The organism is Vibrio xiamenensis, from assembly GCF_900100015.1.
GTDB lineage: Bacteria > Pseudomonadota > Gammaproteobacteria > Enterobacterales > Vibrionaceae > Vibrio > Vibrio xiamenensis.
Map to the genome: position 1 here is coordinate 88,623 of NZ_FNDD01000016.1, position 17,945 is coordinate 106,567.

Genomic DNA, 17,945 nt, shown 5'->3' on the forward strand with positions numbered 1-17,945 from the left:
GAGGCAGACGCCTCATCCGGTACTCAGGGTGGTGACCATGATGAATGTACGCTCTCATGTCATTGTCGATGCCGCTATAAGTCCATATCGTCGAGGTGTAGTGGCATAGTGAATTTGGCCACCTGATTAGAGGTGTTAAGATACACCTCATAGCATGACAGGTGAAACTATGACTAAGCGTACCAGACGTACTTTCAGTGCGGAATTTAGACTCGAAGCAGCGCAACTTGTTCTTGACCAAAACTACACCGTTGTTGAAGCCGCAAAAGCCATGGGCGTGGGTAAATCGACAATGGACAAGTGGGTAAGGCAACTTAAACAAGAAAGAAAGGGGGTGGCTCCCCAAGCCTCACCGATGACACCAGAGCAAATTGAGATACGTGAGCTGAAGAAAAAACTCGCCCGTCTTGAAGAACACAATGAAATATTAAAAAAGGCTACAGCTCTCTTGATGTCGGACTCACTGAACAACTCGCGATAATCGAGAAACTCAGGCAGAGCTTTAATATAACCACCTTGTGTCGTGTGTTCAGTGTCCACCGCAGCAGTTACAAATACTGGCGTTGTCGCCCTAAACGTGTATCCCCTGACTTGGTGAAACTAAAAAGTCTCATTAAAGAAGTTCATACGGCAAGCAACGGCTCTGCTGGTGCAAGAAGCATTGCTGATATGGTGACGGCTCAAGGCATAAAACTGACACGCTATCGAGCTTCTAAGATAATGAAATTATTAGGGTTGGTAAGCTGCCAAACACCGAATCATCGTTACAGAAAGGCATCACAAGAACACGTAGAGATCCCCAACCATCTATCTCGAAAATTTGCAGTTACCTCTCCAAACCAAGTTTGGGTGGGAGATGTGACATATGTCTGGACGGGACAGCGATGGATGTACCTTGCTGTCGTCATTGATTTGTTCGCGAGAAAGCCGATTGGTTGGGCGATGTCAGCCTCTCCCGACAGCAAGTTGACGGGGAAAGCACTCGCTATGGCGTTCGAGTCAAGAGGTAAGCCCAAAGGCGTGATGTTCCACAGTGATCAAGGAAGCCATTACACAAGTCGTTTTTATCGACAACTGTTGTGGCGTTATCAAATCAAGCAAAGCTTATCTAGGCGTGGTAATTGCTGGGATAACAGTCCGATGGAACGGTTCTTCAGAAGTCTAAAGACAGAATGGATACCCGTGTCGGGTTATCGGAATTTTAGCGAAGCAAAAGAGAATATAACTCGATACATCACGGGCTATTACAGCCAACTCAGGCCACATCAATATAATGGTGGGCTGACACCCAATGAGTCTGAACGACTGTATTGGGAAAACTCTAAAGCCGTGGCCAAATTTAGTTGACCACTACAATATAACTTATTTATTAATTGAGAATTTTTGACTGTTTCGGAATCTAGCGTGGTCACGCTCAAAAACCGTAATCTTTCTAGTATAGTGAGCCGGCATTGCGGGAGATTTCCATCTACCCATATTCTGTAAATCTGCAAGATTACAGTTCATATATTTAGCTGCATCAACACAGCCACCGACACGGCCACTATGACCAGTGAATCGAACATTTTCTCCCGCATATTTTGACACACGAAGCATTGTTCGATAGACCGCATTATCTGACATTGGATCGTCGGCTACGACACCGCCGGTAGATATAGACCGGAAAACATACTCTTGATCGTTTTGCTTTAACCCAAGGCGTTCACACATATGCAGGTATAAGCGAATACTGGTACCACTAAGAAAGCTATATTCCCCTTTACCATCTTGGTCAGTTTTAGATTTTTTGATGAGTAAGGCTCCACGAATGGCAGCATCAGGAAATAGATGGCCACCTAAGCCAAATGGCAGTTTTTGGGATTCAATTTCTTCTTGTGTAGCTTCTTCATCAATATCGACATAGATGTCATCAAAAGTAATGCCACATATATCAATACGACGTAACCAGCTATCGTATAAGAATGAAGCGACACAGGCATCGCGTATAGACCGGATCGACCCATCTTTCAGGCACTCTCGAATTATTTTGTTCAAGTGATTAACACTCATAGCTTCAGCTTGTTTTTGTCTACTACCAAGTTGCCGCCTGATACCACTAAGTTTCATTTGGGCCTCACTTAGAGCCATTGGCTTATAGAAACCTGCAGCGTGGTGTAACTTGTTTATAGAGCTGCACATGCGCTGGATGGTGGAGTACTTCTTTTTTTGAACTTCGGCCATGTACGATAGAACAAGAATCGTATTACCTGGGGAAAGCGGTAAGGCCGTGATACTCAAAATTTCAGCGATCTTGTTAAATTGCTTAATATCAGATTCAAAGCTTCTCAAGGAATTGGGACTGGCATTTTCACTATACAAATCTCGCCATAACGCTAGCTTGTCTCGACTTTCATCAACTGTTAAACCATAAGGGTTGACGGTCTTTTGGTAGACTTTATCAAGCGTTTCTAAACGGCCAATTTGATTGGCCGCAAAATCCATTACTTCATCCATCATAAATGAGCTACCTAAAATTATCTGACTTAAGTGTATGATAATTGAATGAGTAGAATCTGCAAAGATTTTGGTTAATTTGCGCAAAAAATATCTTATGGACCAGATTGGCTAATTCTTATGAAGGTCGATTTTGCTTAGCAAAGCAAAAAAAACCGGCGCTGAGCGCCGGCTTTGTTTATTAGCTAATTTTATAATTCGCCACTTCCAAACTGTTCATGATAAATCGAACACTTTTCAAATTGTTTTTACGTTTAAAGTGGTTCATTACTTTGCCGATGTTTGGATTACGAACCTCAACATGATCATGTTGCAGTGCAGGTGTAATTTCTAGCAACCGATTGATGCTATGTAAAGCATCATCCAGAGTAGCCCTTTCAGTGACTTCTGTTACTGGAGGGAGCTCGATCAACTCTTTGGTAAATGCCTTGTTGACCTTGGCTACCTTATCCTTATCTACCACAAAATAGAGATCACCGTATTCGGGTTGTAAGGAAGATGTACGAAGTCCCATAAACAGAGGTATCACTGTGGCAGTGTTGTTCCTATGAATCTGGATAAGCCATGAATCGATAGCCTGGCTACAATGTAACTGCTCAGTTAACCGGCGGAATTCATGCAAACTTAGGTGGTCTAGAAGTGATGACAAATTATGCCAGTTGTAGATTTGGTTAAGCATAGTATTTCCTTGTATGTAGTTATAAATTAAAAGTCAAAAGAGAAGTTAAACTCCGCTGATTTAGACATCTTGACCTGTGTATGGTTGTCTCGACGTTTAGGTTCGAGTTCCCAAGCTTTAAAGCTTTTCTTTGCCCGAATTGGACGCTCCAGTTGCTGTTCAATGAAGATTTCATCTAACGATTTGTTGGAGTTAAGCCCCATCTGATAGCAAACACTTCCTCGAATTGCTTGATAATGTTTCTCAAGAAGACTTGATTTACTAAGTGAAATCACACCGAAATTTAGTAACACCTGGCAAGCGGCCTGAGGTGCTATGTGTGCGTTTCTATATCGTTCGAGTTCAAAATCAAGGAAGATGAATGCTGATTCTTTATCAATAGTAAAATTGTTTTCTTCGTTAATGATGTTCGTAAACTCAAGAAACTCATTACTATGACGATCGTAAACACGATTGGTTTCAGCACAGTTAAAAGCGTTTTGGTATTGGTCTACTAATCCAGAATAACGCTGGTTACTAGGTAAAATTGAATCCCAATATTCATTTGGTGAACATACTTCTAAGTACATACCCGTTTTACGCGGTGTTCTTGTTCTTGTGAGTGTCGCTTTATCCTCGAATAATTCTAATTCACCATATTTATAAACCAACGCCCATACACCTAGTGCTTCAAATGGTTCGACACAATATCCGTGGAGAGACCAGAGGAAATCTAAAAAGATCACTGACTCAATCTCGATAAACTGAAATTGTGGCTCACACATGTGTTTATTGCGTGGTGTTGGTTTCAATTCTCCAGCATTGAACTTACGAGAATGTTCAGCGGCTCTTCTTTGTTCCAAGAAATCAGCAGTGATCAGTCCATGTAGTAACCGCTTTAAAAAACCTATACGGTAGGTATCACTTTTCAACTCGATATGGCCACTTTTATAGAGCGTACGCCCTACACCATTACGTAAATCCCAGTTATATTGGCTCTCCACAAGTACTCGTTGTATTTGATTCAAGTGTTTCATATAGCCATATTTGTCAGGCTCATTGAGAAGCATATTTTCTAGACTTTTGTCGTTGGCAACAGCAGTACATAAGATGCAACCGCTACGGCTAGAACAAGCACCAGATTTGGTATAAGCTTTCGCTGTATCCTGGACTATTGGGCAGTCACCACTTGCACTTTCGGAATAAAACTCAAAAAGTTCGTCAAAATTCCCTACTGGTGAAGGTAAAGCACCGCCCACACCGGCTCTTGTAAGTACAGCCCAAAGTTGTTCTGTAGAGAAGTGCAGAATTGGGTATAGAAACATGGACCCATCCTTACCAGTACTGACCTTAACATCGTCACCATCAAATTTTTGAAGTGACAGTTTGCGCCTCGCACTCTCGTCAAGCCTAGAACCCAATAAAGTAAGCAACTTGGTTTTTCGAAACTGCGAAGGTTTATAACCTAAGCCCCGAATCCAGTTATTTACGGCCGTTTTAGTAGCATTGACTTTCCAATCAATTGCACAATCTCGGGAGTTGGCATTTACGAAAACCGGAATACCTCGGCCCCCTAATATTTTGCCTACCCAAGACATAGCAAGTGATGGCTGAGCAGTTACTAGATCAAGCGGGATACCATGTAAATCACAGAAATCCTTGAACTCTGCCATATAGCTATATGCCAAATTTTTGGTTTCGGGATTCTCGATACGCGTATTGCTGTTAAATATAATTGAAGGTTGAATCAAGTGGCCGCGGCCTTCACGCACAAGCTCCATACATGAAAGAAGGAAGACATATACAGTGAGATTTGAATCTTTACCGCCACTATAACCAATGGCACAACTGTAACCATCTACGATTTTTTCCTTCAGGGAATCAACCGAACGTTTAAGCAGGGATAATGCAGTATGACCAGATTCGTCAGGGTAGTTAAGAATCCGCGCATCGCTGTTTCGCCATTCCGTCCATTCGTCTACAGTTAGCAATGGTATTTGCAAATCAGATGACACGGAAGGTTCAGAGAACAGGTCAAAAGTCTGCCCTTTGAAAGTAGGGTTATTGAACATAAGAATTTCCTTGGATGTGTGGTAAATGGCGGGGACGCCTAGATTAAGATGACTCGCACTGAACGTGTGGCTAATTAATTGAGTCTAGTTAGCCAAGAGGAATTGTATTTATAACACACTGTCCCGTATATATAAACAAAGCCCTTTCAAAATCGTCGAGCAATGTCCAGTAACTCTAAAATAATTTCAAATGTGACATTGTCACTAATTAGATGATCCACCTTTTATTGGGTGATTGCTATATTATAGATAAAAAGCCAGCAAGTGTATGATAACTGTAATTATCATACACTTGTAAATTGAAAGGATACCAATTAGAATAAAAGGTAACAAATACAAGAAAAGGTTGTAAGATGGCCGAGTTCAGTGCAAAGGTGAAAGAAGGCTACGCTGTAGCAAGTCTATGCCAGTTACTAATCGATATTCGTAAAGACACAAGGTTTAATAAAAATTTATTCATTAATCCAGGTTCACTAGAACTCGATGACTTGGAGCATGTTTTAGCTATCAATAAGGGCAATGAGAGACATTGTATTGAATGGCGTACTTTCAACGCTATATACAATCGAAATCTGACGACTGAGTGTAAGAAATTGGTACGAAGCTATTTCAAAGTTCCATTTTATTTACTTAATGAACGCGAATTATTCATTTACTCAAATGTATTGTCAGACTCTCTCAATGATGATGGCATTATTTCAGGAATATTTGATCTTAGCCGGGTCCCTGTCGAAGGGCTTGTTAATCAGGTCAAGTTTATACAGGCAATGATAGATAATGAAAGTAGTTATGGTATAGCCTTGGTATTTTCATATATAATTTCTGATTCTAAAAAGAGAAATTCTCTAAAAATAAAAATAGTTAATTCTCTAAAGTCGAATTTAGAAATGAATAGCTCTTATCTTGTACCAAAAGATTTGGCAAAAAAATATAATAATTTAAGTCTGGAACAAAAAAAGGACCTATCGAAGAGTTTGAAAGACTTTAATATGTCGAAAGAAATGCAAGATATAACTTTAGAATACAGTCTATCTGATGATTTAGAGAAATGTGCTAAACGAACAAATTTACCTATTCTATATTTATTAGAAAAGTTAATAAAATAGAAAAGGCCGCTAATGCGGCCTTTATTAGTATATGACGGAGTGTCTTATTTGTTTTAGTTTATCACCATTTTCACGACTGCAAATTAGCTTGCCATTTTTTACAGAACCTACCAATACTAGATCAGTTGTCAAAGCTAGCTCACTGTAAGCAGGATTACCTACTATTGCTTGCATTTGATATCTACCCATATCCTGCTCACGCACAATATACCCGTGAACAAAATTAGTATTTGGTCGTTTAATTGCATTAGCTTTATCTAGGACAACGAAGTAATCATCAACATTAAATAAGTGACTCAATTTAGAGTGTACTGTTTTAAATTGATAAATACTTACATTAGGTACTACGCGTTCGCAGTTTTTAACGATAGTTTTCTTTGTTGTTTTGGATTTAACTTTTGTGGAAGGATTTCTTTTGGAAGTGTTTTTTAAATCAGCGATAGCAGTATTTAAAGCTACAGGCATAGCTGCTTGAGATGACTTCATATCAGCCGTTCCTGTACCCCAGTTTGCAGCTAGAGCAGAAGTGGATAATGATTTAGCTTTGATCATGATAATTTCCTTGGATGTGTTTACTCTGATGAGTGTAAATTAAATTCTGTGAAGAAATGTTTATGTGCGCTTGGCAAGAAGGGAAGTGGTGACTTACTAACGTAAGTGAAGCAATGATATTCACCTATTTGCTTCATAAGGAACAGGTAGAATATCATTGCATGTAATCGTGGTCAACGAAGAATGAGTGAGTGTAACTTGGTTAAGTTGTCAGCGATACCCCATAAATCCTTATTGAAGAACACAACGGCTGCAGCTGCGATCAACGATGAGAGGAACGCCTTCTTGTGGAAAACTGAACCATCAATCATCGGCATAAAAAACTCTGAACTCAGTTCTTCCGGTGAGAAAACAAATTGCGATAACAAATCAACTAAACCAAAGATACTTAAGCTAGTAACAATTACACAAAGTGAGAAATACATTGTTCTTTTCATACTTATTTTCCTTTTTTAACAAACAGTAAGGACAGATTTGCATTTTTGTTTTTCGGTATACCAATGAATAAGTCAACGTTGTACTCTTCCATCGTTACCTTAATCATTCCACGCTTTACTGTATTTTGCTCGAACATTGAAAACACAATATTCGACTTTTTAAAGACTTCTTGTAACTCTAAGTCAGTGCTAGTTTTTGTGAATTTTTTGAAGAACCGCAGTGCGTCAGCACATTTTTCCTTGTTAATGGAAATTGTTAAATATTGATTATTTAAAATAAGTTCTTTTTCAACGCTTGATTTTAATCCCACAGCAATTAGGCGTTCGCCTACATTCTTGATTATTATATTAGTTTTGTCATTTAAGGGAGTAAACAATTGTTGCGCGTTGCTTGGTGAGTGCGTCAAACCTTGTTCCTTAATTTGAGCTAAAAGGTTAGGTATACTTTTACTGGCTGTACAAAAATCGCATTTGGCCCATTTAGAAAAGGTATGTATAAATGACTTAGTTACCGATAGTTCTGTTTCATCAATCAAAACAGGATTTGCCCAATCAGGTGTACGATCAATATAATTATTTAGCGTATCACTATAAATCTCGTTTGATTCCGATATATTCAGAACTAAATTGCAAATACCGAACTCTATCTTTCCCTTATTTATCTCAGCTTGCGCATTATCGAATAACGATGTGAAAGCGAACGGTGCTCGTTCCAAAACAATATCAGTATTTATATTTTCAAAGTAATTAAGTAATGCTGTATATGTAGTTTTCTGCATCCAAAACTTTTCACCTTTATATTTTATTGGCAATTGTTCAGACGCTTTATCCTTCTTATTTTCAAATGCATAAACTAACACATTTTGTGTACCACCTGCAGTTTCAGTTTGATCTAGAAGAAATGCAAGTTCTCCACATTTAACAAACGATTTATCAGCAGATGTAAACTCAAGCAAATTCGCAGATAGATAGTGTTTAAGATCGTTAGCATTCATCAAACCATCATGGTATTCGAGTGCTGTTGATATCGCACGATTGGTTAATACAACAACACCAAGGTTAGTAAATGCGTAAGGTTGCGACTCAATAGTTTCTAGGCCACTAATTTTAAGCGGCTTTGCGGATTCAATACTGATTGGTAAATTATCGGTTTCATAGTTCCACGTTTGCCAAATTGGTTCAACTTGGATTTCAGAATGTTGAGCAATCATTTCTTCTACATCTTGACGATAGCCAGTCATAATCGTGAGGTTTTCGCCTTTTTCCATTGATGGCAACAACAACCGCAACACAGAATATTCGGCATAAGCCTCTTCGCTTAAATAAGGAGCCTTTGAACTGCTTGGTTTGATGTTTTGATAGAAGACGTTATCACCGTAACTGATGTAAACGCTTGTGAAGGAGCTCTTTTTAATACTGATAATAGCGAGAGTTTTCATGTTTTTTTCCTTAGATAGAGGTAAATAGTAAGTCTCTATTCTAGTCTAATTCACTCTCAAGTCAATAATAATAGGTGCAACTTTTAATAAAAGGTAGGTTAACGTAGTGAGAAATCTCACACTTTCCTTTATGCAACCAAATGGGTTGGATTATTCTCTTCAACAAAAAAGGGACCTAAGGTCCCTTTATGTTATTAATGTACAATTATTGTATATGTTACTAAAGAATCATAAACTCTTTTGACACTATAGCCCAATGAGCTAATTTTGGTAGTTAAAGCTTTTAATCTTGACTCACTATCAAGTGTAACCCAACACACTTCATCACTGCTGGTTACATCTACAATAGAATCATCAAAACTACCCAGTGAAGGTTTTATTCTTCGATACATTTTACTTTCTGAATATGAGCAGGTTTTGGTTTTTACTTTAATGTAATATAGTTCATCTAGTTCATCATCCTTCGTCGCTCTTATATTTCTGTAACCAATGTTTTTTAATTCCATAGTCACCCTGAGCACCTCTTGATACGAACTAACTTCTAGCCAAAAATAGCAATCAGATAGTAGTATTGCGGATTCAACACCAAAAGTTTTCTTTAAGAAGTTTTCAAGTTGTGACAAACTTTTATTTTCAGCAATTACCTTATTTTCTTTAAAGTATCTATTCAGCATTGACTCAATTTTTCGAGTTATAACCATTCTATTTCCTTTGATGTAGCAAAATATAGTGGAATATTTTCTAATGTCCTTTCATTAATTTCCAATGTCCTACATAAATCTAGTCTGGTGTAATGAGGAATAGTATTAAAAAACTCCGCTTGTTTAAGTATTGATAACCAATTAGATGACAATGATTTTCCTAACTCTAATTCTCTTAGCATAAGTTCGCACTCATCTTGTGAGAAATTATTGTTAATGTAATCGAACACATGTTCTTTGCCTTCGACACTTAACCATAGGTTAGCTATCAATGTATTAGATATGTTGATAACATTCTCTAAACTAGCTGAACTGTGCAAATATACATCGCTAACTATTGTCCCGTAGAGCCCTTGATGTGCGCCACATCCCTTAGCACCGAAATGCCAATACTTGGAAGATAGCTTGCCATGTTTAACAGGCATTTCATTTTCAATGTAAAAGTAACTACCGCTTGAAGATGTAGATGAAACAGTATTGTCACTATTGAAAAAGACATACGGCATACCAGAACACAAAGCCAAATGTTTATTTGATTGGACATATTTATCACTGCAGTAGTACGCACATTCTAATCTTCCATTTTCAATAAAAAATACTTTATTGAATCCAGTTATCTCAGCATGCCCATCTAAATATTCTAATATCATCTCCCTATGAGAAATATAATATTCAAATTCTTTTTGTGCTTGCTGTTCTAAAATATACCCATCAAAGCAGTAGAGAGTTGCGTTCCCCATATAAAAGTTAACTTTTTCTTCACCGTACTTTTCTTTCAATTGAGGTAAAGCCGAACGGCAAAATTGATTTTTGATCTTATTAAATTCCATAATACATTTCCTTAGATATTGTATATAAGTGACCAATATAGTCTTGGTATGCAAGGATTAACCTTGTAAGTGAGATTTATAACGAGTGGGTTAGTTTAGGCAATAATGAACATATATGCCTTTTAGGAAAAATTGTTATTGTCTAATTTGCTATAGCCTATGAATAATCGCTTATAAATACCCCGCGAACGGGGTATTTTTATGCAATATTAAACTCGTATTTATCATTCAAATAATTTAATGCGTTTATATCGAAAAGTTCCAATTGCGCAATATCTTCTTCTAGTTGCTTCCATTCCTTAACAGATTTTGGTAGCTCATGTGATCCGAAGTTCGCAATAACATCATTCCAATCGACGCTTTTACTATTTTGAGGGATCTCAAAAGGTGGTGATAACCGTATTGGTAATATGCCTTTTTCTAGAAGTTTCTCACAAAGATTTTCACCAGCAGCAGCGCCGCGGCCTCCATCGTTTGGATGTTGGTCGTTTGGCCTGTCGTAGTCTTCAAAAATTAGTACTACTTTGACCCCGTCTTGTGGCAACCAATTTTCCATGCTTACCGCGTCTGTCGCACTATCAACCGGTAAACCAGTCATATATCGTACAGATAGGGCAACTTCTAGTCCTTCAGAGACACCTTGTACCAAAAATGGTTTGAAAGGTTTGATACCACGATTGGAATTGTCTAACCCAGGGATTGCACTTCCTTTTATTTTAGATGGACCAAATACCTTTTCATTATTGACCACAGTATGTGGCTTCATCTTGTTTCCATGCTCATCAATTACAATCCTATGCCAATATAGAAGTTCACCGGCGCCATTGATGATCTTAGAAACAATGCTCATGTACAAACCATCATATTTCACACCACTGGCAAAAACCTCATAACCTGGACTGAATCTAATATGCCTAGTTAGTTCAGGCATTGTTAGAACATCAATCCCTCTTGATAGGAAGTATTTGACAGCAGGTAATGAGTTCGGATGATTTAAGGGTAAACAAGTATCGAATAATTCTCTGTTTTTGGCTTGTATAAAATTTGCCCTTTGCAGATCCTTTTTCTTAGCTTCTTCTTCCCTTTGTCGGCGTTGTTGTTCAGCTAATTCTTTACGTGTGTTTTCCTTTAGTAAGAAAGCTTCACGTTCCTTAGCTGTCATTTCCTTATCTAGTAGTGGTTCATCTAGTATGTAACCCCAACTCCATCCCATTCCGATCCGGATTGCATTGAGTGTTTCCTTCATCTTCGAATCTCCACGGAGCCATCGAAGATGAAATATTCCAGATTTGGTACCACAGGTATTACAACAACCAATAGCATAATCATTGAACGGACGACTAACACCTTTAAATTTTACTTTCGCAACATAGTTACTGTTAGTCTTTCCATGGTGGTTCGGGCATCCAACCGGTTTTGGTGAATTTCCTCCAGTGTTCAATGATTCAATCATTAAACTCCCGCCACAACGGTCGAATATTTCTTCGTATCTACCTTTGCATTTTTCTTCAAACTTAGCGAAATAATCGTCCCAGGTGTTGTTCTTAAACCATTGTTCTAACTTCATAAATGTTCCTTGTATGTGTGACTCTTTATAGGCTTTTTAATGTCATATCGAAATCGTTATATTGCTTTCTGCACCCCACATTGCAAATGTTGGCAACTGGAGTAAACAGTTTCAATTTATGTGATACTTTATGAAGCACAGTACGCTTAGACATCCCGAGACGCCTTGCTGTATGTTCAACTTCAAGAGTCAGATCACTGCGCAATTTCCTTATTTCGACTGATGCTGGTACGCCAGCTGGCCATAAATCACCAGCATGTGCATTGACCGAATATTCACATCGTTCGCAGTAATATACCCATTTATAGTTTCTCTCCGTGTTGTAGTGACTTGCAGTTAATGTGCAAAAATCTCCACAACAAGGACAGGCTACAGGTACACCCGCAGATTTTTTACTAGGTACACCATTTTTGATATCAAGCATTAGCACAGAGATATACTCGGCTTCCGCACGATATTGAATTAATGGGTATTTCTGGTTTGTTACGATGGAATGGAGGTCTTTTGGAAGAAAATGAAAGTGTTGTGTATTAGCCAGTTCAAAAATCCACTTGGCCGTTTCTACGTATTTATCAAGCGAAACATCGTTGATTTTACTTCGTTTCAATTGTTCAATAAATTTTTTACGTATGAATGCAGTAAATGCACGCTCGTTGTGTTGCATGGTAATTTCCTTAGATAGAGTAAAATGCCGCTATGCAGCTAGATCAGAAATGCAATGAAATGCTTTGAAGTGATATGGCGCACCATTAAAGGCTGTAATCCGAATCGCGCCGACGATTACTGTAGAAACTCCATTATCGAAAAGAATCATAAATCAGTCAATCAATAAGCTCTCAGTTGCACAGCAATACGGTTGTTTATTGATTCACTTCACTACTGTGCATGACTAGAGTTTAACACACGACACGATTCAGTTAGTTATAGTGCGTTAAAAGATGCCTCCTATATTTTTCCTCACCTCATACAAATACAATGCTTTTGGATGTTTACTGATTTCATTGTTTTATCATCGGTTAAACTCACATGGATATTGTTGATTCCCAATACTACGTTTTGCAATTATGTTTGAATTCCGTCAGTAATGACCCATTACCAACACCTAAATGTGGGACCGTCTCTGCTGTATTGTCCAACTTATCAAAGCTAATAGGTCTTCATGAGTTCCAATTTTCGAACTGGGCGTTCCCATCTCATATTTCAAATGGCATAGCCCTTTGCTTTCCAGTAACTGGAAAGGAGGCCACCAAAGCGTTAGCTAATTCGTCTTCAGTAGACATTACAAAAGTAATTGAGCAGCTTGGATACAAAGCCGACTCAGTGGAAGGCGGTTTTGAAATTACTGGTTTTATGCCGAGTATAAGAGCCGTATCGATAAGTAGCAGCGGTACAAACGGCGTAACTTACCAAATTGGTCGGTTTTGTCTTGGTCCCGCGGAAGAAACACCGCTATCACCTCAGGATGTTCCTGAACACGAATATCTAGACATAATAGAATCTGATCTCAGGACTCAAGCCGGTTTACTTCAGAGTCATAACCCGGCCCTATCTAGAGGGAATTTGTGTATTGGTAATTTAAAAGTATCAGCAGAATCACACTTACATGAACATGCCGGTGTGACTTATAGAGTTTGCGACATTTCATTCACTGCCAACATTGATATTGTCGGACCGTTCCGCTTTGGATACGAAACCGGTGATTACGAGCTTGGACGGATTGAGACAAAACAAGTAGGCCAATATCGTAATCTTGATGGCATCATTTACAATAAAGCCGCATTTATAGAATTACTTGCATTTAGAACAGGAGGTTTGAGTCGGCCATATACCGATTTTCAAAATTCATTTGGTGTTTTCTCTACCGAAGCTGAGAATTTACAGACACTTGAATTATTGGCGGAAGAAATTTCACAATACATATTGAATGTAAATGAACATTTAGAGCCCATAAACCAAAATGTAATCGCTATTGCAGCTAAAGAGAACCCACCAGCATTAGCAGTCAAAATACACACTAGTGATAATTCTTTACTTGCCGAATTTCGTCATACTTTAAATGAAATTCGTCTGGACAACCCAGCACTTGCAAGTTCTACCAACTCATTCCCAAATGCGCTTATTGTGAATGACTAGCTCTTTGGCCACAGAGATAGGCAGACCTCATACACCTAATCTAAGGTAACAACACTTCAGCGTTCAACACAAAAAAAAGCCTGCATTAATGCAGGCTTTTATCATAGGTTAAAGTTGTTTTTCACGGTAGTGCGACTCTAGACTATGGTATTGAATAATACTCTCAGCTAGATCCGTAAGAGTTTCGTTCCGCTTGGCAAAACCAAAATACGTTTTGGAGAAAGTATTCTTTGTACCCTTGGTTTCATCACCACACTGAAAATAACCATTTTGTACGTGGATAGGTTTCCCTAAAGCGCGTCCGAGTTCATCTGAACTCATAAACACTATTTTCTTTAACTTGTGATGCACATACGCCACTGTTCCCCAGTAGCCACAGGAAGGTGCCGAATGGGCAACCCAATCACAGTTAAAACCGACACCAACTAGTTTATTTAATTGAGAATCCAAGGCCTGTTGTGCTAAAGGCAGCTGCATTTCCAATGTCTCATATTCAGAATAAGTTTCCGATAAATGAGCTTTAATGTTTTGGTGCTCTTTTTCGGGCGGAACAAAGAGAGATATTTCATTTCTATCCAACTCTAACTCGACCCAGTGACCATTCTGATGTGTTTTATACAAACACTTATAAAAGGCATAACTTCTGCAAGTTTCGATGGAGTAAGAACACAAGTGTCCGTAGACAGATAGTAATTTGGGATTTTGCGCGTACTGGTCAGCATAAGCTTCTAACTTAGACATAGTTTTTCCTTAGATGTAGTAAAATGAGACGATGCTCTTGAAGTAAATGACGCCTATTCAGTTCAAAGAATAGTTAGTGCAAATATGCGTCTTAACACTAATTTAGATTGAATATTCTATCAGCTTTGTTTAACCGTCAAAACTCAGTTTTTATATTGTGCACATTCAGCACAAGTCATTACTTCTGGGTGTGACTTTAGTCGCTCAAGTTCAATACTTTCTCGACAGAATTTACAAATTCCATAATGGTCATTTTCTATGCGTTGGATAGCATTAGAATAGCTTTGAATTTGTGTCTCTATTCGTCTTATACGACTTAACGTCATTTGACGCGCTCGAGACCGCTCTGTGCTGTCCAGTGTGTCACGGCCAAGATCACAGACATTGTGTAGTTCAAACTCAACCATTTGCTCTTCGTGATCTAGACGAAGGTGTGCAATTTTATGCGCTAGCATTTCGCGATATTCTGTATACATAACGATTTAAACCATTTAATTATCAAGTTTTATTTTTAAATTCTCAGGGCTCAAATATCCACCGATCATATGTCCATCACCGGTCAAAACCGATGGAGTTCCATTGATTCCCATTTCTTTACCAATTTGAAATTGCCTTGCAATATCAACATGGCAATTGTTTGCTGTTCTTGTAGTAGGAACGCCCGCCATCAGCTTAGTGAAAGACTTTACTGGAGATTCCGCACAAAGCGCATTAGACAACTGCCCGGCGTTTTGCCCATACAAGCCATCTCTTGGCCAGAGTATGTAATGAACCGAAATCCCCAACTCCAGGTAGTCATCAATTTGTGAGTGCATTTTTTGGCAGTATCCACAACTATGGTCTGCAAAAACCCATACTTCATGATCTTGTTTCGGGCTTATATATGAAATCAATTTTTCATTTTTTACACTCTGCATTAACCGGTGAGTTCTCTCGGTAACAAGATTTCCTTCTTGCGATATGAAGTAAAGGTCGCCCGGAATCATGTAGTGATTTTCGGTGTCCAAATATACTGAAACTGACTGATTATTTATGCGGCCTTCAATGCGCTTATAGCGTTTATCAGCGACTTCTGACACTGTTTTCGGCTCTATATGAGCCTGTTTCAGCAACTCAATTTCTGGCTTGGTTAATGTGCTGCTCAAGGCCGGAAACGATAAAAGAATAAGGCCCAAAGTTACTCGCTTTAGAATTTTGCTCATTTTGACTACCCGGTATCCCTCTTTGTTTTTTAGATCGTATCACCACCGCGGGAGCCGCCGATCTTTGCCGCCCAAAAAAAAACGTCCCGGTCGGGACGCTTTTATTAGTTAATGTATATTTTGTTTTTCTGAATGGCACAATTAAGCGTTAACTTATAGTTATCATTAGCTCGCTTTACTCGTAAACGTGCACTAAAACTGTCTTTACAAGCAATAAGGGCATTTGCTGCTATCGCGCTAAACTGAAGCGTAGTGAGCTCATCGAAGTAGTCCACCGTGTCATCGGCCAGAACACACTTTATATCTGGTAGGCCGTACATTGAGATGTTTAGGTTAATTTCCATTTTCATCACCAATAACTTCTATTGTGAAAATTTGCTCAGAGCGCTTGAAATAGTTATTCCCAAAATTCATCAATAGCCCAGAAGCCAAACCATACTTATTAAGGTTTTCTTCAAGCACCGGATCGTCCGACTCAATAATTATCTGGCCGCCAGCACCGTTCATTAACTTTCGAATTTCCATGCGTATAAACATCATGGTATCAGGGCAGCGTTCCCCAATCAGATTGATTGAATTCATAGTGTTTCCTTAGATGTATGTAAAAGATAAGAGTAAGGTGAAATTGTTTACTCGTTTGGTTGGGTAGGTTTTAGGTTGAGTATTGCTTTAGCGCGAATATTTACTCCGGAAAGAAGATACTTCGCATAAGCCAAGTTTTCCTTTTGCTTTGTTTCTGCAGATATACCACTTCGTAACGATGCGACAATCACCTCGAGTTCACGTAAATAGAAGGAAAACCACTCCGGGTATTTCTTGATTACATTGACTACATTGAGTATTTCTAAGCCGGTTAGATTTTCCGAAGTCGCTGCTGCGTCGATCACAGATAGGTGTGCATTTCTTATTGCCGCTGGGTATTGAGTACCAACACCAACAAAACTTAGTAGCTCATAACCACTGTAACGCCAGAACGGTTGTTCTAAAGTTGCTTTTCCAAAAACATCCGATTCAATATGAAATGGAGAGGTCCATTTAAACTCAACTGGTACCCCATTCATTTTTTGTACAACAAAGGTGCCTAACACATCAGATCCATTTCTAAGGATGTTATGCGCGGCTCTCATCATATGCTTTTCAGTCAAAGCACCTTCAAAGGAAACACATTGGTTAGCACACAGAAAATGGTCGCCAAGAACGCTTTTTCCATCGTCTAACTTCAAGGTACCTATTTCCTCATTGGTATCGACAACGACACCGACAAATTTGTACTCACGCCAAATAGATTGGCCGATTAGTTCAGACTTATCGTCAACAACATCGAGCAGGTTAGGTTCTACTGCAGCATGCATAGTATTCTCCAAATAGTTTTTCTCACGAATGTAAGATATGAGTTTAAAGAGCCAAGCCTCTGTCTTTTCGATAAGCAGCACTGTTATAGTAATCAAGTACTTGCTTTGGAATGTGGTTAAAAACTTTATTCACTTTTAGAACTAGGTTTTCTTCCACGTTGGTTTTGTGAAGCATCACGCCAAGAACATCACCTTCTCGAATATCAAAATTGATAGTATCGAGAGAGGACTTACTCATATTGAATTTGACGATCGAGGAAGTGACGTTATCGCCACTCGATTTTGACTTGTATTTAGTTGTGAGTAATACACTCGCCCAAGGATTACTTTCGTCTCCCTTGTAATCAACTTGCGTTACAACACCTTCGATTTTTCCAACCAAATCTTCATTGCCTTCATACAGTTCAAAACTGTTGGCATCGAGGACAGGCTGTTTATCTTTGTAGTCATAAGTACATTTGATAAGGACGTTACTTCCTACCATTACATCGTCCAGTTCGCATCCATTTACCTTAAGGTGAATGTTGTTGACTGAGACAAGTAGGTGGTCTGATTCAATGGCGGACACGATCGCGGTCAGGGTGAAGTCGTTCTGGCCTAGTTTTTTTCCTAGCATCATTTTTCCTTTTAAAAAAAAACCAAGAACGAGTCTTGGTTTTTTG

General features: G+C 38.7%; 18 protein-coding genes. 3 read left to right on the forward strand and 15 right to left on the reverse strand.

Annotated elements, in window-relative coordinates:
- Nucleotides 1–169: 169 nt before the first annotated feature.
- Nucleotides 170–1,347, forward strand: a protein-coding gene (locus BLS03_RS13985) for an IS3 family transposase (RefSeq protein ID WP_093275076.1) whose coding sequence is annotated in 2 segments (ribosomal slippage) — nt 170–437 and nt 437–1,347 — 1,179 coding nt in all. Because the reading frame shifts where the segments join, the coding sequence is not laid out codon by codon here.
- Nucleotides 1,348–1,362: 15 nt separating this feature from the next.
- Here the strand turns inward: BLS03_RS13985 and BLS03_RS13990 are convergent.
- The 3 genes from BLS03_RS13990 to BLS03_RS14000 all read right to left on the reverse strand — a co-directional run bounded on the left by BLS03_RS13990 (nt 1,363) and on the right by BLS03_RS14000 (nt 5,223).
- Nucleotides 1,363–2,496: a site-specific integrase gene (locus BLS03_RS13990; protein WP_093275079.1), complete on the reverse strand. Its 1,134-nt coding sequence runs from the start codon at nt 2,494–2,496 to the stop codon at nt 1,363–1,365.
- Nucleotides 2,497–2,674: 178 nt separating this feature from the next.
- Nucleotides 2,675–3,172: a hypothetical protein gene (locus BLS03_RS13995; protein WP_093275082.1), complete on the reverse strand. Its 498-nt coding sequence runs from the start codon at nt 3,170–3,172 to the stop codon at nt 2,675–2,677.
- A 26-nt stretch (nt 3,173–3,198) separates the two neighbouring features.
- Nucleotides 3,199–5,223, reverse strand: coding sequence for an adenine nucleotide alpha hydrolase family protein (locus tag BLS03_RS14000; RefSeq protein ID WP_093275084.1), 2,025 nt, complete (start codon nt 5,221–5,223; stop codon nt 3,199–3,201).
- Nucleotides 5,224–5,576: 353 nt separating this feature from the next.
- Here BLS03_RS14000 and BLS03_RS14005 point away from each other — a divergent pair, with 353 nt between their 5' ends.
- Nucleotides 5,577–6,329, forward strand: a complete 753-nt coding sequence (locus BLS03_RS14005; RefSeq protein ID WP_093275087.1) for a hypothetical protein — start codon at nt 5,577–5,579, stop codon at nt 6,327–6,329.
- A gap of 24 nt (nt 6,330–6,353) precedes the next feature.
- On the opposite strand, the gene BLS03_RS14010 is transcribed toward BLS03_RS14005, so the two are convergent.
- The 7 genes from BLS03_RS14010 to BLS03_RS14040 form a co-directional block, all read right to left on the reverse strand.
- On the reverse strand, nt 6,354–6,881 hold the full coding sequence (locus BLS03_RS14010; protein WP_093275090.1) for a hypothetical protein: 528 nt from the start codon (nt 6,879–6,881) through the stop codon (nt 6,354–6,356).
- A gap of 173 nt (nt 6,882–7,054) precedes the next feature.
- Nucleotides 7,055–7,318 (reverse strand): hypothetical protein, encoded by a 264-nt coding sequence (locus BLS03_RS14015; protein WP_093275093.1) that lies wholly within the window; start codon nt 7,316–7,318, stop codon nt 7,055–7,057.
- 2 nt (nt 7,319–7,320) lie between these two features.
- Nucleotides 7,321–8,757 (reverse strand): hypothetical protein, encoded by a 1,437-nt coding sequence (locus BLS03_RS14020; protein WP_093275097.1) that lies wholly within the window; start codon nt 8,755–8,757, stop codon nt 7,321–7,323.
- Between the two features lie 194 nt (nt 8,758–8,951).
- Complete coding sequence (locus tag BLS03_RS14025; protein ID WP_093275100.1) at nt 8,952–9,458, reverse strand: hypothetical protein; 507 nt, start codon at nt 9,456–9,458, stop codon at nt 8,952–8,954.
- Complete coding sequence (locus BLS03_RS14030) at nt 9,449–10,288, reverse strand: hypothetical protein (RefSeq protein ID WP_093275103.1); 840 nt, start codon at nt 10,286–10,288, stop codon at nt 9,449–9,451. Before BLS03_RS14030 ends, BLS03_RS14025 begins: the two co-directional genes overlap by 10 nt.
- A 199-nt stretch (nt 10,289–10,487) precedes the next feature.
- Nucleotides 10,488–11,855, reverse strand: a complete 1,368-nt coding sequence (locus BLS03_RS14035) for a toprim domain-containing protein (RefSeq protein WP_093275105.1) — start codon at nt 11,853–11,855, stop codon at nt 10,488–10,490.
- Between the two features lie 25 nt (nt 11,856–11,880).
- Complete coding sequence (locus BLS03_RS14040) at nt 11,881–12,519, reverse strand: zinc-finger-containing protein (protein WP_093275108.1); 639 nt, start codon at nt 12,517–12,519, stop codon at nt 11,881–11,883.
- A gap of 362 nt (nt 12,520–12,881) precedes the next feature.
- Between BLS03_RS14040 and BLS03_RS14045 the strand changes: the two genes are divergently transcribed.
- Nucleotides 12,882–13,988, forward strand: a complete 1,107-nt coding sequence (locus tag BLS03_RS14045; protein WP_093275111.1) for a hypothetical protein — start codon at nt 12,882–12,884, stop codon at nt 13,986–13,988.
- Nucleotides 13,989–14,096: 108 nt separating this feature from the next.
- On the opposite strand, the gene BLS03_RS14050 is transcribed toward BLS03_RS14045, so the two are convergent.
- The 5 genes from BLS03_RS14050 to BLS03_RS14080 form a co-directional block, all read right to left on the reverse strand.
- Nucleotides 14,097–14,729 (reverse strand): hypothetical protein, encoded by a 633-nt coding sequence (locus tag BLS03_RS14050; protein WP_093275113.1) that lies wholly within the window; start codon nt 14,727–14,729, stop codon nt 14,097–14,099.
- A gap of 491 nt (nt 14,730–15,220) precedes the next feature.
- Nucleotides 15,221–15,931: a thioredoxin fold domain-containing protein gene (locus BLS03_RS14060; RefSeq protein ID WP_093275118.1), complete on the reverse strand. Its 711-nt coding sequence runs from the start codon at nt 15,929–15,931 to the stop codon at nt 15,221–15,223.
- A gap of 333 nt (nt 15,932–16,264) precedes the next feature.
- Nucleotides 16,265–16,513, reverse strand: a complete 249-nt coding sequence (locus tag BLS03_RS14070; RefSeq protein WP_093275125.1) for a sulfurtransferase TusA family protein — start codon at nt 16,511–16,513, stop codon at nt 16,265–16,267.
- A gap of 47 nt (nt 16,514–16,560) precedes the next feature.
- Nucleotides 16,561–17,283, reverse strand: coding sequence for a hypothetical protein (locus BLS03_RS14075; protein ID WP_093275128.1), 723 nt, complete (start codon nt 17,281–17,283; stop codon nt 16,561–16,563).
- Between the two features lie 43 nt (nt 17,284–17,326).
- On the reverse strand, nt 17,327–17,902 hold the full coding sequence (locus tag BLS03_RS14080) for a hypothetical protein (RefSeq protein WP_143015633.1): 576 nt from the start codon (nt 17,900–17,902) through the stop codon (nt 17,327–17,329).
- Nucleotides 17,903–17,945: the final 43 nt, after the last annotated feature.

Coding starts and splice junctions, on each gene's coding strand:
- BLS03_RS14075 (WP_093275128.1), bottom strand. CDS start 17,283: ATGCATGCTGCAGTAGAACCTAACCTGCTCGATGTTGTTGACGATAAG.
- BLS03_RS14070 (WP_093275125.1), bottom strand. CDS start 16,513: ATGAATTCAATCAATCTGATTGGGGAACGCTGCCCTGATACCATGATG.
- BLS03_RS14020 (WP_093275097.1), bottom strand. CDS start 8,757: ATGAAAACTCTCGCTATTATCAGTATTAAAAAGAGCTCCTTCACAAGC.
- BLS03_RS14015 (WP_093275093.1), bottom strand. CDS start 7,318: ATGAAAAGAACAATGTATTTCTCACTTTGTGTAATTGTTACTAGCTTA.
- BLS03_RS14005 (WP_093275087.1), top strand. CDS start 5,577: ATGGCCGAGTTCAGTGCAAAGGTGAAAGAAGGCTACGCTGTAGCAAGT.
- BLS03_RS14030 (WP_093275103.1), bottom strand. CDS start 10,288: ATGGAATTTAATAAGATCAAAAATCAATTTTGCCGTTCGGCTTTACCT.
- BLS03_RS14040 (WP_093275108.1), bottom strand. CDS start 12,519: ATGCAACACAACGAGCGTGCATTTACTGCATTCATACGTAAAAAATTT.
- BLS03_RS14060 (WP_093275118.1), bottom strand. CDS start 15,931: ATGAGCAAAATTCTAAAGCGAGTAACTTTGGGCCTTATTCTTTTATCG.
- BLS03_RS14025 (WP_093275100.1), bottom strand. CDS start 9,458: ATGGTTATAACTCGAAAAATTGAGTCAATGCTGAATAGATACTTTAAA.
- BLS03_RS14010 (WP_093275090.1), bottom strand. CDS start 6,881: ATGATCAAAGCTAAATCATTATCCACTTCTGCTCTAGCTGCAAACTGG.
- BLS03_RS14035 (WP_093275105.1), bottom strand. CDS start 11,855: ATGAAGTTAGAACAATGGTTTAAGAACAACACCTGGGACGATTATTTC.
- BLS03_RS14045 (WP_093275111.1), top strand. CDS start 12,882: ATGGATATTGTTGATTCCCAATACTACGTTTTGCAATTATGTTTGAAT.
- BLS03_RS13995 (WP_093275082.1), bottom strand. CDS start 3,172: ATGCTTAACCAAATCTACAACTGGCATAATTTGTCATCACTTCTAGAC.
- BLS03_RS13990 (WP_093275079.1), bottom strand. CDS start 2,496: ATGATGGATGAAGTAATGGATTTTGCGGCCAATCAAATTGGCCGTTTA.
- BLS03_RS14050 (WP_093275113.1), bottom strand. CDS start 14,729: ATGTCTAAGTTAGAAGCTTATGCTGACCAGTACGCGCAAAATCCCAAA.
- BLS03_RS14000 (WP_093275084.1), bottom strand. CDS start 5,223: ATGTTCAATAACCCTACTTTCAAAGGGCAGACTTTTGACCTGTTCTCT.
- BLS03_RS14080 (WP_143015633.1), bottom strand. CDS start 17,902: ATGATGCTAGGAAAAAAACTAGGCCAGAACGACTTCACCCTGACCGCG.